The organism is Arthrobacter sp. NPDC056691 (genome assembly GCF_042791415.1).
In the GTDB taxonomy this organism is placed as follows: Bacteria; Actinomycetota; Actinomycetes; order Actinomycetales; family Micrococcaceae; genus Arthrobacter.
The window spans coordinates 106,825-121,480 of record NZ_JBHTXX010000009.1; the positions used below are offsets into that span (position 1 = coordinate 106,825).

The following is a 14,656-nucleotide window of genomic DNA, read 5'->3' on the forward strand; positions in this document are numbered from 1 at the left end:
AACGGGTTTCATCACCTTCATTGCTATCACGCGGGGCCTAAAACGTTGGAAAAACGGCGCCCGCAGGGCCCCAAGTGTACGTTCGCGCTCAGTGAAGGGGCCGCAAGTGTACGTTCGCGCTGAGGGAAGGGCCGGTCAGTTCACGAACCAGTCGCGGGGAGCGTTGCTGACGCCCGGCGCCTCTCGGAACCGGCCCGGCTGCGCCACCCAGCCCACACCGTTGGCGATCACCTGCTGGATCTGCGGCTGGTGGTACACGGGGTATTCCTGGTCGCCCGGGCTGAAGTAGAAGATCCGGCCCTTCCCGCGCGTGAAGGTCACGCCGGAGCGGAACACCTCGCCGCCCTCGAAGGAGCTGATGAAGATGAGGTCGTCCGGCTCGGGGATGTCGAAGAGCTCGCCGTACATCTCCTGCTTCGGGATCACGATGGGGCTTTCGACGCCGGCCGCAATCGGGTGCGAGGGCTTCACAGTCCACACGAGTTCCCGTTCGCCCTCGTTCCGCCACTTCAGCGAGCACGTCGTGCCCAGCAGTTTGGTGAAGATCTTGGCGAAGTGCCCGGAGTGCAGGACGATCAGGCCCATCCCGCCCAGGACGTGGCGCTGTACCCTTTCCACCACCTCGTCGCTGACATCGCCGTGGGCCACGTGCCCCCACCAGAGGAGCACGTCGGTGGCGGCGAGGGTTTCCTCAGAGAGCCCGTGTTCCGGATCCGCCAGCGTGGCCGTGGTGATGCCGGACTCCGGGTAGAAGCCCCTCAGTCCGTCCGCGACGGCGCCGTGAATGCCGGTGGGGTACATCCCGGCCATGGTCTCCGGCTGGTTGTTCGCCTCATGGACGCCTTCGTTCCAGACCAGGATGTTGAGTTTTTCGGTCATGTCAGAGCCTCACTTCGCGCTGTTCGAGGGCGGATTTGTAGCAGGCGTCGAGCACCAGGGCACGGGTCAGGGCGAGCGAGCCGTCATGGGCTCCCCACACTGTTTCGCCGCCGCGGACGGCGTCCACGAAGTCCTCCACCACGGCCTGGTGCGCCCGGCCCGGCTCCGCCACCACCACGTAGTCGGCGTTCTCGCCGTCCTTCTCCTTGAAGATCCGGACATCGGCCACGGGGACGTTGGAGGCCCCGACGGCGCGGAGTTCCGCTCCGCCGTCGGTGCCGTAGACGGTGAAGTCCATCAGGTCCTCCTCGTCGCGGTAGGCTGCCCAGCCGGCTTCGAGGATCAGCGTGCCGCCGCCTTCAAGCCGGATGAACGCCGAGGCGAAGTCCTCCACCTCAAATTTGTGGGAGGACTTCATGGCGGTGTAACGGGCGTTGCCGCCCAGGCCGCGGGGGCCCAGCTCGGAATGGGTCGACGCCGAGACGGAGAGGACCCGGGGTTCTCCCAGCAGGTGCAGGGCATAGTCCAGGACGTGAACGCCGATGTCGGCCAGCGGTCCACCGCCTGCCAGCGCGGGGTTGGTGAACCAGCTGCCCAGCATGGGGATCCCCTGCCGGCGGAGCCAGGACGCCTTGGCGTAGTACGGCCGGCCAAGTTCGCCGGCGTCGATGATGCCTTTCAGCTTTTGGATGTCGCCGCGGCGGCGGTGGTTGAAGGCCACGTCCAGGACGCGGCCGGCCTTCCGCGCGGCCTCCACCATCTGGAGGCCTTCCTCGCCGTTGCGCGCCAGCGGCTTTTCGCTCAGGACGTGCAGGCCGCGGTCCAGGGCGGCGACGGCGATGGGGGCGTGCAGGAAGGTCGGCACGGCAACGCTGACGGCGTCGAGCCCGTCCAATTCGATCAGGTCCTCCCAGCGGGCAAACGTGTGGGGGACGCTGTACTCAGCCTTGATTTTCCCAAGCAGGTCCTCCTCCATCGCGGCGACCGCGACGAGTTCCACGCCGTCGATCTTCGTGTAGGCCTCGATGTGCTGCTGGCCGGCCCAGCCGATCCCCGCGACGCCAACCCTCAGGGGCGTATTTTTCTGCGTGCTCAATGTTCAAGACTCCGTTTTCGCTTGGATGTGAAAGCTGGTCTTCCGTGGGCGGCGCGGCTCCCCCGTGGCCGGCGGCGGCTAGCCCGTAGCCTGCAGCGTGGCTTCGAGGACCGTCGGGGACAGCACGTGCTGGGTGACCATTTGGCTCGCTCCCAGCACGGCCGCCTTGTCACCGGCCATGGACAGGCCAATGCGCAGGTGGGTGGTGGCGAGCGGCAGCGACCTGCGGTAGACCACTTCGCGCACGCCCGCCATGAGGTGCTCGCCGGCCTGGCCCAGGCTTCCGCCAATGACAATGACGGAGGGATTGAGGAGGTTCACCACCGTGGCGAGCACATCGCCCACATCACGGCCGGCCTGGCGCAGCGCCTGGATGGCTTGCAGGTTGCCCCCGGCCACCAGTCGAAGGACGTCGGTCCCGCTCTCTGCCTCAACACCCTGCACCGCCAGTGCCCGCGCCACGGCAGGACCGGACGCGAGCGCTTCAAGGCAGCCGTAGTTGCCGCACCTGCAAAGGACGTCGTCGCCCCTGGGCACGCGGACGTGGCCCAGGTCGCCGGCGGTGCCGTTGGCGCCGCGCTGCAGTTCCCCGTTGCTGATGATGCCGGCACCGATGCCCGTGGCCACCTTGATGAACAGGAAGTTGTCGTGCTCCGGCCAGTGCGCCGTGCGTTCACCCAGCGCCATGATGTTCACGTCGTTGTCCACCAGCACCGGGACGGGGAACGAGCGCTGGACGTAGCTGACCACGTCGAAGCCGTCCCAGCCCGGCATGATGGGCGGCTTCACCGGCATGCCGGTGGCATGCTCCACGGGGCCCGGCAGGCCGATTCCGACGCCGGCCAGGTCTTCCGTGGTCCGTCCGGTCTCCGCCAGCAGAGACGTCGCCTCGGTGGCGATCCGCCCCAGCACTGCCTCCGGCCCCTCGGCAACATCCTGGGCCAGTCGCCGCTCGCTGAGGATGTTTCCGCCCAGGTCAGTGACTGCGATGATCACGTGGGTGGCTCCGACGTCCACGGCCAGCACTGCCCGGGCGGCCGGCTTGAAGGCAAAGCGCGACGGCGGCCTTCCGCCGCTCGATGTCGCCTCACCTGCGGGGCCCACCAGTCCGGAGGCAATCAGCGCATCAATGCGGGACGCCACCGTGGAGCGGGCGAGTCCCGTGGTCAGCGCCAGTTCAGCCCGGGTGCGTGCCTTGCCGTCGCGGAGCAGCTGAAAGAGGTCGCCGGCGCGGGACAGGCTGCCTGCACCCTCGGCCGAAACCGGCTCCGCCGTCTGGCCATTATCCGTTCGTGGACTCATGGCTTCAGTGATAGCACGAATGCTTCTGAGTGTCACAGAACAAAAAGAATGTCGATAACTTTCTAACTTTTGCTTGACGGTCGGCAAAAGTGGTTCTAGGTTGGGCTGTGAGACGCATCACGTGCAAGCACCGGGTGCGGCGGGCAGAGCTTTTTCCGGCGATTACAAAGAGGTAAAGACCTTGTCGAGCCAGTACCAATCAGGGGCGCCCCTTGGCGTCGGCATCCTGGGCGCGGGGCCTGTCACCCAGGCGATCCATCTTCCGTCCCTGGCCAGACTCACCGACATCCTGGAGGTGCGCCACATCATGGACGTGGATCCGGCCGTTGCCGAATCCGTCGCGGGCAGGGTCGGCGCACGCTTCAGCACCAGCATGGAGGAACTGCTGGCCGATCCCGGCGTGGACATTGTCGCCATCTGCAGCCCGCACCAGTTCCATGCCGCCCAGGTCATCGCATGCTGCCGCGCCGGCAAGAAGGCGGTGCTGTGCGAGAAACCCTTCGCGATGACCGGCGAGGAGGCAGCCGGCATCTCCGCCGTCTCGGCCGAAACCGGCGTTCCCATCATCGTTGGCGCGATGCACACCTTCGACCCGGGCTGGCTCGCGGCCGAGGCGGCTTGGGAGGATCTGCCGGAGCAGGTGCACACCATCCGTTCCTCCATCGTCCTGCCGCCTAACCCCCGCTTTGAGGACTTCGCCACCGAGATCGTGGGCCGGGTTCCCATGCCGGAGCGGGACGCCACCGAGCCCGAGGTCATCAAGGCCATGCTCCGGGGCGGTGTGATGGGCCTGGCCATCCATGATCTTCCCCTCGTCCGGCGCTTCACCCCCGACTTTGCGTCCGTGGAGGTTCTGCACGCCGAAATCGCGCAACCTTTCGGCTATGTCATCTCGCTGCGTGCGGGGGCCGTGAGCATCGAGCTGCGCGCGGCAATGAATGGCACATGGGAGCCGTCCTGGGTGTTCGAAGCCATCGGCAACGACGCCGCCCTGAAGATCGACTTCACGCCGTCGTATGTGCACGCGGGCTCCGCGGCAGCGCAGATCCGAAGGGGCGGGCAGACCCTGGTCCTTGGTCCCTACGGCCACAACGGCTATGAAGGCGAATGGCGCAAACTCGCCGAGCTGGCCCGCGGAACGGGACAGCCGCCGTCGGCCGAAACACTGATCCACGACCTGGAATTCGCCCTGTCAATCGCCGACGCCGCCGTCAGCCTCGTTGACGACGGCGACGGCAGGGTCGCCGCAGGCAAGGAGGTCAACGCATGAGCACCCAACTGTCCCTGTACGCCGACCCGGAGGCCCAAACGGCAGGGTCCGTGGCCGGCGTCGCCGCCTCCCTACCCCTGTCCTTCGCTCCTGCCCAGGCCGGTTCCTCCGACGTCGTCGCCGTCGCCGGCCATTCAGGCTGGACCGGACGGGCAGCCAACGCGATCCGCAGCGGCGCCCGGGGCGTCGTCGTCTCCTCGCCGGTGCCCGAGGATGTGGACCTGCTGGCCGGCGTCGCGTCCGATTCAGGCGCGGCAGTGGTGCTCGACCAGCGCTGGGCCGGAAATGCAGTGCTCACCGGACCCCGCGCAAACGTGCAGGGCGTCATTGCCGATGCACTGGCCAACGCCGTGCTGATGGACTCGGTTGCCGTGGCACCGCCCGGCACGGACCCCCTGCAACTGCTGGCAGAACAGCTCTCCGCCGTCCTGCAGTCCGGAATCGAACTGCGCAACGCGCGGATGATCCAGCGCAGCGGCAACGGCTACACCGTGGCCGCCGTCCTTCCCGGAGGAGCCCCCGCGGCGCTGCAGGGCATCATCACGTCGTCGTTGCCGGCCACCGCAAGCATCACCGTTCTCACCTCCACTGGCCGTGCCGACGTCGTGCTGCCGGACCCGGCAGCCGCGTGGCCGGCCGAGGTCCGCGCTGTCATGGCAGAAGGGGCGACGACGCTCCCCACCATCTACGAATCGGCCCACCGGACCAGCTGGTCCAGGATCCACACGCACATCACCTCGGGGGACCCCGCCTACGACCTGGAACGGTTCACCGCGGTTACCTCACTCATCAGCCAGCTCACCAGTTAGACAACAGCCTCACCGCATTTCCGCTACACCTGCACAATCCACTCATCGTCGAGAAGGGACCGGGCGTTCAGCAGCCCGGGCCTGAAAGGAAACACCGTGTCTGCTAAATCCTCCGTCGCTTCTTCCGCCTTTTCCCGCCGGGGATTCCTCGGCTTCGCCGCAGCCGCAGCCTCCGTCCCGCTTCTGGCCGCGTGCGGCGGCGGCTCGGCCTCCCAGGGCGGCGGCGCCGGCGGCGCTATCAAGTTCTGGGACATGCCGTGGGCAACGCCGGCCTACAACGACGCCGCCAAGAAGATCACCGAGGGGTTCTCCGGAGCCAATAGCAAGGCAAGCTACCAGCTCATCCAGTGGAACAACTTCTACCAGACGTTCTCCTCCGCCGTAGCGTCCAAGACCGGGCCGGCGGTCTCCACCGGCGGCGGCTTCCAGGCATTCCAGTTCGAGCAGCAGGGCCAGATCGCCTACGCGGACAAGGTGGTTGACGCGCTGAAGAAGAACGGCCAGTTCGATGATTTCCTGCCGGGAGTGCTCGAACCGTTCAAGACTGACAAGGGCTACGTGGCAGTTCCGTGGCAGCTGGACATCCGCCCGCTCTGGTACCGCAAGTCCCTGTTCGAGAAGGCCGGCGTGGATGTGCCGAAGGACTGGGCTTCGCTCCTTGAGGCCGGCAAGGCGATGAAGAACATCGGTGCCGTGGGATTCGCTACCGGCTCCGGCGCCGGCAACAACATCGGCAACCACCTGATGATCATGATGATGCTCAACAACGGCGGTGGCGTCTTCACCAAGGACGGCCAGCTGGATGTCATGAACGACCGCAACGTCGAGGCCATCGAATTCCTGCTGGAGCTCGTCTCCAACGGCGTCATCGACCCCGCTGCCGTCAGCTACACCACGGACAACCTCAATGCCCAGTGGAAGGACAAGAAGGCCGCGTTCGGCATGCTGACCCTGGGTGTTCCCGAGCGCGTGGGCGACACGTCCGGCGATATCGTGGTGGCCAGCCCCATGGCCGGACCGCACGGCGACAAGGCCGCGCTGATCTTCCCCAACAACATCATGATGTACACCAACACCCCGTCGCAGGAGGCCTCCGAGGCGTTCCTGGTGTACTACCTCGGCCAGATCAAGGAACTGTGGCAGAAGAAGCTGATGAACGCGCTTCCGGTGTTCAAGTCCATCACCGAACTGCCGGAGTTCACGCAGGACCCGAACAACGTCAAGATCGTCAAGGAATACCAGCCCATCGGAAAGACCTTCGCGGCGCAGGGCAACACGCTCAGCGCCGATCTGGCCGTCCTTGACGGCGGCCAGGCCCTGAACCAGCTGACGCAGACCATCCTCACGGGCAAGACCGACGCCAAGACAGCACTGCAGGCGTTCGAGTCCGGGCTTAAGTCCACCATCAAGAAGTAGGCCCTGCCGCCATGACTTCCACTACTGCACAGTCCGGCCTGGCCCGGGCCCGCCGGGGCCTTGCGCCCGGCGGGTCCGGGGGCGGGTCCCGCAGCACCGGCGCCAACCGCAAGAGCAAGCTTTCGGCTCAAACCACCAGGACGTTCTTCTGGCTCCTGATCCCCTCTGTGGTCCTGCTCGTCCTGATCCACGGCTACCCGCTGGTCTACGCCGGCGTCCAGGCCACCCACGACGGCAACCTCATCCAGACCGGCAACTTCGTCGGCGCCGACAACTTCGCCACCGTCCTGTCCTCCCCCGCGTTCTGGAAGGCCGCGCAGTTCACCCTGTGGTTCACCATCGTCGGCGTCTTCGGCTCCTGGCTCGTCGGCCTCGGCCTGGCCCTGCTGCTGCGCACCAAGATTCCGGCCGGCGGCACCTTCAAGGTCCTCCTGCTCCTGCCCTGGGTGGTCCCTATCGTGGTGTCCTCCACCGCCTGGAACTGGCTGGTCGCCACCCCGGACAGCCTCATCCCGTCCCTGTTCCGCAACCTCGGCCTGGGCACCCCGCTCTTCCTCGCCGACCCCAACCTGGCCGCCGTCATGGTCATGATCTTCAAGGTCTGGGTGTCCTTCCCCTTCATGATGATGATGATCTCCGCCGCCCTGGCTTCCGTGGACGGCACTGTCTACGAAGCGGCCAGCATGGACGGTGCCACCCCCTTCCAGCAGTTCACCCAGATCACCCTGCCGCTGATCGCCCGCTCCACCTACATCAGCTGGATCCTGATGACGATCTTCTGCGTCAACGACTTCCCCACCATCTATCTGCTGACCGGCGGCGGCCCCGTAGACGCCACCACCTCCCTCGTCGTCCTCGCCTACCGCACCGTCTTCCAGGACTTCGCCACCGGCCCCGGCGTCGCCATCGCCTTCCTCATGACCCTCACCCTCGTGGTCGTCTCCGTTCTCCTCTACCGCCAGATCCGAAAGTCGAGCGTCGAATAATGAGCGCAGTACTCCACGCCCACCCCGAAACCGGCCCTGCCCTCGGCGTCGACGCCGGCAAACCCCGCCGCGCTCTCTCCGAAGCCGGCATGCGCGGACGCTGGTGGCGCTTCACCGCGATCCTGGCCATCACCGCCGTCGTCCTCGTGCCCATCATGGTCACGGTGCTCCTGGCCTTCACCCCGGGACCCAACAGCACCGCCACGGGACTGACGTTTGAGAACCTCGCCAACGTCTTCTCCAAGACGCTGGCGGCAACGTGGCTGCAGAACAGCCTGATCACCACGCTCTCCACCGTGGTGGTCTCCGTCGCCGTCGCAGCCCCGGCCGGGTACGTCCTTTCCCGCGGGCGCAGCAAGGCCGTCTCCGGCTACTCCCTGCTGCTGTTCGTCATGCAGTCCCTGCCGATCATCACCTCGGTGGTGCCGCTGTTCATCCTGTTCGCCGGCATGGGACTCGTGGACAACCTCATGGGCCTGACCATCATCTACGTCGGCTCCACCATGACCGTGGCCACCTGGATGATGGCCGCCTACTTCGATTCCATCCCCATCAGCCTCGAGGAAGCCTCCTGGATCGACGGCTGCTCCGTCTTCGGCTCCTTCACCAAAGTGGTGCTCCGCAACTCCCTGCCGGGCGTGCTTTCCACCGCTATTTTCGCCTTCCTGCTGGCCTGGAACGACTACCTCGTCGCGATCGTGTTCCTGCGCTCCAACGAGATCTTCACCCTGCCCATGGGCGTGCAGTCCTTCTTCCAGCAAAACAACACCGACTGGTCCGGCGTCATGGCCCTCGCCGTCGTCATGATGCTCCCGCCCGTCATCGTCTTCGCCGCCCTCAACAAATACTTCAGCGTCGGCGGCATCGGCGGATCCCTCGCCGGCCGCTAGCCGCCTCCGTTCACCGAACCCAACCGTTTTTCGAACCCATACAGAACCCGCAAAGGAACGAAATGTCTTACTCACTCCAGCTGTACACCCTGCGCAACGCCATCCAGGAGGACCTGCCCGGCACCATCAAGAAGGTGGCGGAGATCGGGTTCACGCAGGTGGAGCCCTACAACTTCGTGGCCACGGCCAAGGAGCTGGGTGCCGCGCTGAAGGAGAACGGCCTCACTTCCCCGTCCGGCCACGCACCGCTGCTCAGCCAGGACCAGGACGAAATATTCGCCGCCGCGAAGGAACTCGGCATCAGCACCGTCATCGATCCGTACCTCCCTGCCGAGCACTGGCAGAAGGCCGAGGACATCCAGGCCACCGCGGCCAAGCTTAACGCGGCCGCCAAGAAGGGCGCCGAGTACGGGATCCGCGTCGGCTACCACAACCACGCCTGGGAGCTGGAATCCACCGTCGAGGGCCAGACCGCGCTGGAGTACTTCGAAGGGCTGCTTGACCCGGAACTGGTCCTGGAAGTGGACACCTACTGGGTTGCCGTGGGCGGCCAGGATCCGGTGGAGATCCTGACCAAACTGGGTGACCGGGTGAAGTTCATCCACATCAAGGACGGCCCGCTGAACACCGACACCAAGGCCCAGCAGCCGGCCGGCCAGGGCAAGATCGCAGTATGGGACGTCATCGGCGCGGCAAAGTCGCTGGAAGTCGGCGTGGTGGAGTTCGACGACTACTCCGGGGACATCTTCGAGGGCATAACCCAGTCGCTCAGCTTCCTGAACTCCGACTCCGCCCAGGCCACCGAAGGGGCAAAGGCATGAGCGCTGTCCAGACTCCGGCAAGCGGCCGCGGGCCGGTCGGCGTCGGCGTCATCGGCGCCGGCAACATCAGCAAGCAGTACCTGGACAACCTGACCGTCTTCCCGGACCTGAAGGTCCTCGTCATCGCTGACCTCTTCGAAGAGGCCGCCGAGGCACGCGCGAAGGAATACGGCATCCCGGAGTGGGGCGGCGTGGACGCCGCGCTGAACCATCCCGACGTCGAAATCATCGTCAATCTGACCATCCCGGCCGCGCACGTGGAGGTGGCCACCGCCGCCGTCAACGCCGGCAAGCACGTCTGGACCGAGAAGCCGTTCTCGCTGGACCGCGAATCAGGCCTGGGGCTGCTGAAGACGGCCGACGCCGCGGGCATCCGCCTCGGCACCGCCCCGGACACGTTCCTCGGCGCCGGGCTCCAGACCGCACGCCGGCTCATCGAACGCGGCGACATCGGCACGCCGCTCACCGCCATGACCACGTTCCAGACCCCCGGACCGGAGTCCTGGCACCCGAACCCGGCGTTCCTGTTCCAGTACGGTGCCGGCCCGCTGTTCGACATGGGCCCGTACTACCTCACCGCCCTGATCCAGACGTTCGGGTCGGTCCGGAAGGTGGCCGCCGTCGGGTCCAAGGCCAAGGAGGTCCGCGTCATCGGCTCCGGGCCCAAGGCCGGCGAGGAATTCACCGTGGACGTACCCACCCATGTCTCGGCGATGGCCCAGTTCGAGGGCGGCCAGTCCTCGCACAGCGTGTTCTCGTTCGAGTCGCCGCGCCTGCGGATGGGATTCGTGGAGATCACCGGCACCGAGGCCACCCTCTCCCTGCCGGACCCGAACTTTTTCGACGGCGACATCAGGCTCTGGCGCGCCGGCGACGAGGAATGGACCACCGTTCCTGCCACCGGCCCGGCCAACGGCCGCGGCATGGGCGTGCTGGACATGGCCCGCTCCATCCGCGCCGGCGTTCCGCACCGCGCCACCGGCAACCTCGCCTACCACGTCCTGGACACCATGGTCTCGATCTCCGAGTCCATGGAATCGGGAACGTTCGTCGACGTCGAAAGCTCCGCTCCCGCGTCCGCAGCCCTCCCCGAGGACTGGAACCCCACCGCCCCCACCCTCTAGGAACAACCAATGACTTCCTCCGAATCCCCCGGCACCCCGCCGGGAGCCAAGCGCCCTTTGGGTGTGGCAATGATCGGCTATGCCTTCATGGGCAAGGCCCACTCGAATGCGTGGCGGAACGTCGCGTCATACTTCGACGTCCCGGTCTTCGAGCAGAAGGTGCTCGTGGGCCGGGACGCCGGCCAGGTCGCCGCCGCCGCGGCCAAGTATGGCTGGGCCGAGTCCGCGACGGACTGGCGTTCGGTCCTGGAGCGGGAGGACATCGACATCGTGGACATCTGTGCCCCGGGCTGGATGCACGCCGAGATCGCCATCGCCGCCCTCGAAGCCGGGAAGCATGTACTCGTGGAGAAGCCGCTGGCGAACACCCTGGCCGAGGCCGAGGCCATGACTGCCGCGGCCCAGGCCGCCCGTGCACGCGGGGTGCAGTCCATGGTCGGGTTCAACTACCGCCGCGTGCCCGCCCTGGCCCTGGCCCGGGAACTGATCGCGGAGGGCAGGCTCGGCACCGTCCGGCACGTCCGGGCGGCCTACCTGCAGGACTGGCTCGCCGACGCGGAATCACCCATGACCTGGCGGCTGAACAAGGAAACCGCCGGGTCCGGCGCCCTCGGGGACATTGCCTCGCACGCGATCGACCAGGTCCTCTTCCTCCTCGGAGACGCCGTCACCGAGGTCTCCGGCCGGCTGCACACCTTCACCCCGGTCCGGCCCGGCAAGCACGGGCCAGAGGATGTAACGGTCGACGACGCCGCCTGGGCCACGCTGTCCCTCGCCTCCGGGGCAATCGCCTCCGTCGAAGTCTCCCGGGTGGCCACCGGACAGAAGAACTCCCTGAAGCTGGAGATCTACGGCGAGAAGGGCACCATCCTCTTTGACCTCGAGGACCTGAACGAACTCGGCTTCCTGGACGCCACCGTTCCCGTGCGGGAGCAGGGCTTCCGCCGGATCCTGGTCAACGAGCCCGTTCACCCGTACCTGGAGGCGTGGTGGCCGCAGGGCCACATCATCGGCTGGGAACACACATTCACGCACGAGATCCGCGACTTCCTGGCCGCGATCGGCACCGGTGACGCGCCGTCGCCGTCGTTCGAGGAGGGCCTCGCTGTGCAGCGCGTGCTGGCCGCCGTCGAGGAGTCAGCGGCAGCCAAGAGCGCCACCATCCAACTCGTCCAGCCCGCCGGCGCAGCCGCCGCACCCCTGACCAACCCCGCAACCGAAGGAGCCTGACCATGCCCCGCCCGTACACCCTGTTCACCGGCCAGTGGGCCGACCTCCCCTTCGAGGAAGTCGCCCGCCTCGCCTCAGGCTGGGGCTACGACGGCCTGGAAATCGCCGTCTCCGGGGACCACCTGGACGCCTGGCGCTGGGACGAACCCGGCTACGTCGAGTCCAAACTCGCCGTCCTGGAAAAGTACAACCTGAAGGTCTGGGCGATCTCCAACCACCTCAAGGGCCAGGCCGTCTGCGATGACCCCATCGACTTCCGCCACGAAGCCATCGTCGGGTCCAAGGTGTGGGGCGACGGCGACCCCGAAGGCGTCCGCCAGCGCGCAGCCGAGGAAATGAAACACACGGCCCGGCTCGCCAAAGCCCTCGGCGTGGACACCGTCGTCGGGTTCACCGGCTCCTCCATCTGGCAGTACGTCGCCATGTTCCCGCCCGTCCCCGAAAAAGTCATCGAGGCCGGCTACCAGGACTTCGCCGACCGCTGGAACCCCATCCTGGACGTCTTCGACGAAAACGGCGTGAAGTTCGCCCACGAAGTCCACCCGTCCGAGATCGCCTACGACTACTGGACCACCGTCCGCACCCTCGAAGCCATCGGCCACCGCGAAGCATTCGGCCTCAACTGGGACCCCTCCCACTTCATGTGGCAGGGCATCGACCCCGTCTCCTTCATCTGGGACTTCAAAGACCGGATCTACCACGTCGACTGCAAAGACACCAAGCTCCGCCCCACCGGCCGGAACACCGTCATGGGCTCGCACCTGCCCTGGGGCGACCCCCGCCGCGGCTGGGACTTCGTCTCCGCCGGCCGCGGCGACGTGCCCTGGGAATCCTCCTTCCGCGCCCTGACCGCGATCGGCTACGACGGCCCCATCTCCATCGAGTGGGAGGACGCCGGCATGGACCGCCTCCACGGCGCCCCCGAAGCCCTCGCCGCGCTGAAGAAGTTCGACTTCCCCTCCTCCCAGACCAGCTTCGACGCCGCCTTCAGCGCGAAAGACTAACCCCTTCCCAGTGGAGTTTTTGTCCAGATATCGCGAGCAAAAGTGCCTTTTGCGGCCGATACCTGGACAAAAACTCCACGGACCGCCAAAGGAATTGCACCCATGCACGAGTTCGTTCCAATTTTCGACGGCGAGAGCCTGGCCGGCTGGCATCCGGCACCCCGGATCTACGGCACCGTCTATCCGGGCGGTCCATCAGTGCTGGAGCACTTCGACCGGCTGGGCCTCGCCCGCCCGGTGGAACCCGAGAAGCACCCGGCACGCTGGTTCGTGGAGGACGGCGTGCTGGTCGGTGAGCAGGACACCCCCGGCAGCGGCTACGGCGGCTATCTCGTCAGCGACCAGTCGTTCGGCGACTTCGAACTCGTGCTCGAAATGCGCCCCGACTGGCCGGCCGACACCGGCGTGATGATCCGGCGCCAGCGGGACAGCTGGGAGGGGTTCCAGGTGCTCGTGGACCACCGCCCGTCCGGCGGGATCGGCGGCTTCTTCGGCAACGGCCTGGCAAGCTTCTCGGCTGTTCCGTTCGCCATCGACGCAAAATACGACGACGACGGGCGGCCGGTTGGGCTCGTCGCCGATGACCCGGCCACCTCGGTGGAACCGGTTACGGAAGAAAAGCGGGCCCGCCTGAGCCATGCCGCCGCCGTCGGGGATTTCCTGAACGTGTGGCGCTGGGACGACTGGAACGAGCTGCGGATCCGCTGCGTCGGGCCGATGCCGGTGATCACCACCTGGGTCAACGGCCTCAAAGTCGCAGAGCTGGACACCGCCACGCTCGATTCCCCCGACTATGATCCCGGGGCAATCTTTGGAGTGCTCGGCAGCCGCGGGCACATCGCCCTCGAGGTGCACGACAACGACGCCATGTTCGGCGAAGCCCGGTGGGGAAAGGGCGCGCAATGCCGCTGGCGGAACATCCGGATCAAGGAGCTCTGAGCATGCTGCGTACCCTTCAGCCCGGCCAGCGCTGCGAGGTCTGGATAGCGTCCGTCACAGGCGAATCCGAACTCGTCTACAGCACCGACGAACTCCTCCTCGAAGCGCCCAACTGGACCCTTGACGGCTCGGCCCTCATCCTCAACGGGGACGGGAAGCTGTGGCGGTTTGAGTTGCCCGGCCGGACCATCAGCCAGGTTCCGCTCGCCGGGATCCCCGACCTCAACAACGACCATGTCCTGGCGCCCGACGGCACCGGCATCTTCCTCTCGGCGAACGACGGCCACATCTACCGGGCAGCTTTGAGTGGAGGCCCGGCGACCCGGATCACCGAGGACGACGGCTCGTTCCACTTCCTGCACGGCGTCAGCCCGGATGGATCCCAGCTGGCATACGTCGGCATCGAGGCCGGCGACTTTACGCAGCCGGGCCGCCTCAGGACCATACCGTCCGACGGCGGCGTTACCGCCGGCGTCGATGTCGGCCCCGGCCATTGCGACGGACCGGAATACTCGACCGACGGAAAGTGGCTCTACCTGAACACGGAGTCCTTCAGCTCCCTCCCCGGCCACGCCCAGCTAGCCCGCGTGCAGGTTGACGGAAGCGGTTTCGAGCAGCTCCTCGCGAGCGACACAGTCGACTGGTTCCCGCATCTGTCCCCCGACGGCCGGCTGGCCAGCTACATCCGTTTCCCCGGCGGTACGCAAGGCCACCCCGCGGACCTTCCGGTCGACGTCGTGCTTGTCTCTACCGATGACTGGGCCGCGCCGCTGCAGACCTGGCCCCTCTTCGGCGGGCAGGGAACGCTGAACGTCAACAGCTGGGCGCCCGATTCATCCAGGTTCGCGTACGTCGCCTACCCGCTCACCGACACCTTAAAGGACTAACAA

The 14,656-nt window shown here is 66.7% G+C and carries 14 protein-coding genes; 11 read left to right on the top strand and 3 right to left on the bottom strand.

Annotation, left to right across the window (positions count from 1 at the left end; translation table 11 throughout):
- Positions 1-135 precede the first annotated feature (135 nt).
- The 3 genes from ACFRAU_RS10035 to ACFRAU_RS10045 all read right to left on the bottom strand — a co-directional run bounded on the left by ACFRAU_RS10035 (position 136) and on the right by ACFRAU_RS10045 (position 3,277).
- Positions 136-879 carry a ThuA domain-containing protein gene (locus ACFRAU_RS10035; RefSeq protein ID WP_377999797.1) on the bottom strand — a complete coding sequence of 248 codons (744 nt, stop codon included), beginning with the start codon at positions 877-879 and terminating at the stop codon, positions 136-138.
- Position 880: 1 nt separating this feature from the next.
- The gene (locus ACFRAU_RS10040) at positions 881-1,975 is read right to left on the bottom strand and encodes a Gfo/Idh/MocA family protein (RefSeq protein WP_377999798.1); all 1,095 of its coding nucleotides are present in this window, start codon (positions 1,973-1,975) and stop codon (positions 881-883) included.
- A gap of 78 nt (positions 1,976-2,053) precedes the next feature.
- Positions 2,054-3,277 carry an ROK family transcriptional regulator gene (locus ACFRAU_RS10045; protein WP_377994471.1) on the bottom strand — a complete coding sequence of 408 codons (1,224 nt, stop codon included), beginning with the start codon at positions 3,275-3,277 and terminating at the stop codon, positions 2,054-2,056.
- 181 nt (positions 3,278-3,458) lie between these two features.
- Between ACFRAU_RS10045 and ACFRAU_RS10050 the strand changes: the two genes are divergently transcribed.
- The 11 genes from ACFRAU_RS10050 to ACFRAU_RS10100 all read left to right on the top strand — a co-directional run bounded on the left by ACFRAU_RS10050 (position 3,459) and on the right by ACFRAU_RS10100 (position 14,653).
- Positions 3,459-4,547, top strand: coding sequence for a Gfo/Idh/MocA family protein (locus tag ACFRAU_RS10050; protein WP_377999799.1), 1,089 nt, complete (start codon positions 3,459-3,461; stop codon positions 4,545-4,547).
- Positions 4,544-5,356, top strand: a complete 813-nt coding sequence (locus ACFRAU_RS10055; RefSeq protein ID WP_377994469.1) for a hypothetical protein — start codon at positions 4,544-4,546, stop codon at positions 5,354-5,356. Before ACFRAU_RS10050 ends, ACFRAU_RS10055 begins: the two co-directional genes overlap by 4 nt.
- Positions 5,357-5,452: 96 nt before the next feature.
- The gene (locus ACFRAU_RS10060; RefSeq protein WP_377999800.1) at positions 5,453-6,772 is read left to right on the top strand and encodes an ABC transporter substrate-binding protein; all 1,320 of its coding nucleotides are present in this window, start codon (positions 5,453-5,455) and stop codon (positions 6,770-6,772) included.
- Positions 6,773-6,783: 11 nt separating this feature from the next.
- The gene (locus ACFRAU_RS10065; protein ID WP_377999801.1) at positions 6,784-7,758 is read left to right on the top strand and encodes a carbohydrate ABC transporter permease; all 975 of its coding nucleotides are present in this window, start codon (positions 6,784-6,786) and stop codon (positions 7,756-7,758) included.
- Positions 7,758-8,648, top strand: coding sequence for a carbohydrate ABC transporter permease (locus ACFRAU_RS10070; RefSeq protein ID WP_377999802.1), 891 nt, complete (start codon positions 7,758-7,760; stop codon positions 8,646-8,648). Before ACFRAU_RS10065 ends, ACFRAU_RS10070 begins: the two co-directional genes overlap by 1 nt.
- Positions 8,649-8,710: 62 nt before the next feature.
- A complete protein-coding gene (locus ACFRAU_RS10075) occupies positions 8,711-9,469 on the top strand; it encodes a sugar phosphate isomerase/epimerase family protein (RefSeq protein WP_377999803.1) in 759 nt (252 codons plus the stop codon).
- Complete coding sequence (locus ACFRAU_RS10080; RefSeq protein WP_377999804.1) at positions 9,466-10,593, top strand: Gfo/Idh/MocA family protein; 1,128 nt, start codon at positions 9,466-9,468, stop codon at positions 10,591-10,593. The genes ACFRAU_RS10075 and ACFRAU_RS10080 overlap by 4 nt, the downstream gene beginning before the upstream one ends.
- A 9-nt stretch (positions 10,594-10,602) precedes the next feature.
- Complete coding sequence (locus ACFRAU_RS10085; RefSeq protein WP_377994462.1) at positions 10,603-11,823, top strand: Gfo/Idh/MocA family protein; 1,221 nt, start codon at positions 10,603-10,605, stop codon at positions 11,821-11,823.
- A gap of 2 nt (positions 11,824-11,825) precedes the next feature.
- Complete coding sequence (locus ACFRAU_RS10090; protein ID WP_377999805.1) at positions 11,826-12,827, top strand: sugar phosphate isomerase/epimerase family protein; 1,002 nt, start codon at positions 11,826-11,828, stop codon at positions 12,825-12,827.
- 102 nt (positions 12,828-12,929) lie between these two features.
- A complete protein-coding gene (locus ACFRAU_RS10095; RefSeq protein ID WP_377999806.1) occupies positions 12,930-13,766 on the top strand; it encodes a DUF1080 domain-containing protein in 837 nt (278 codons plus the stop codon).
- A 2-nt stretch (positions 13,767-13,768) separates the two neighbouring features.
- Complete coding sequence (locus ACFRAU_RS10100; RefSeq protein ID WP_377999807.1) at positions 13,769-14,653, top strand: TolB family protein; 885 nt, start codon at positions 13,769-13,771, stop codon at positions 14,651-14,653.
- Positions 14,654-14,656: the final 3 nt, after the last annotated feature.

Excerpts from the sequence above, each read along its gene's own strand:
- ACFRAU_RS10035 (WP_377999797.1), bottom strand. The coding sequence starts at position 879 with ATGACCGAAAAACTCAACATCCTGGTCTGGAACGAAGGCGTCCATGAG.
- ACFRAU_RS10045 (WP_377994471.1), bottom strand. The coding sequence starts at position 3,277 with ATGAGTCCACGAACGGATAATGGCCAGACGGCGGAGCCGGTTTCGGCC.
- ACFRAU_RS10055 (WP_377994469.1), top strand. The coding sequence starts at position 4,544 with ATGAGCACCCAACTGTCCCTGTACGCCGACCCGGAGGCCCAAACGGCA.
- ACFRAU_RS10065 (WP_377999801.1), top strand. The coding sequence starts at position 6,784 with ATGACTTCCACTACTGCACAGTCCGGCCTGGCCCGGGCCCGCCGGGGC.
- ACFRAU_RS10070 (WP_377999802.1), top strand. The coding sequence starts at position 7,758 with ATGAGCGCAGTACTCCACGCCCACCCCGAAACCGGCCCTGCCCTCGGC.
- ACFRAU_RS10075 (WP_377999803.1), top strand. The coding sequence starts at position 8,711 with ATGTCTTACTCACTCCAGCTGTACACCCTGCGCAACGCCATCCAGGAG.
- ACFRAU_RS10080 (WP_377999804.1), top strand. The coding sequence starts at position 9,466 with ATGAGCGCTGTCCAGACTCCGGCAAGCGGCCGCGGGCCGGTCGGCGTC.
- ACFRAU_RS10085 (WP_377994462.1), top strand. The coding sequence starts at position 10,603 with ATGACTTCCTCCGAATCCCCCGGCACCCCGCCGGGAGCCAAGCGCCCT.
- ACFRAU_RS10090 (WP_377999805.1), top strand. The coding sequence starts at position 11,826 with ATGCCCCGCCCGTACACCCTGTTCACCGGCCAGTGGGCCGACCTCCCC.
- ACFRAU_RS10095 (WP_377999806.1), top strand. The coding sequence starts at position 12,930 with ATGCACGAGTTCGTTCCAATTTTCGACGGCGAGAGCCTGGCCGGCTGG.
- ACFRAU_RS10100 (WP_377999807.1), top strand. The coding sequence starts at position 13,769 with ATGCTGCGTACCCTTCAGCCCGGCCAGCGCTGCGAGGTCTGGATAGCG.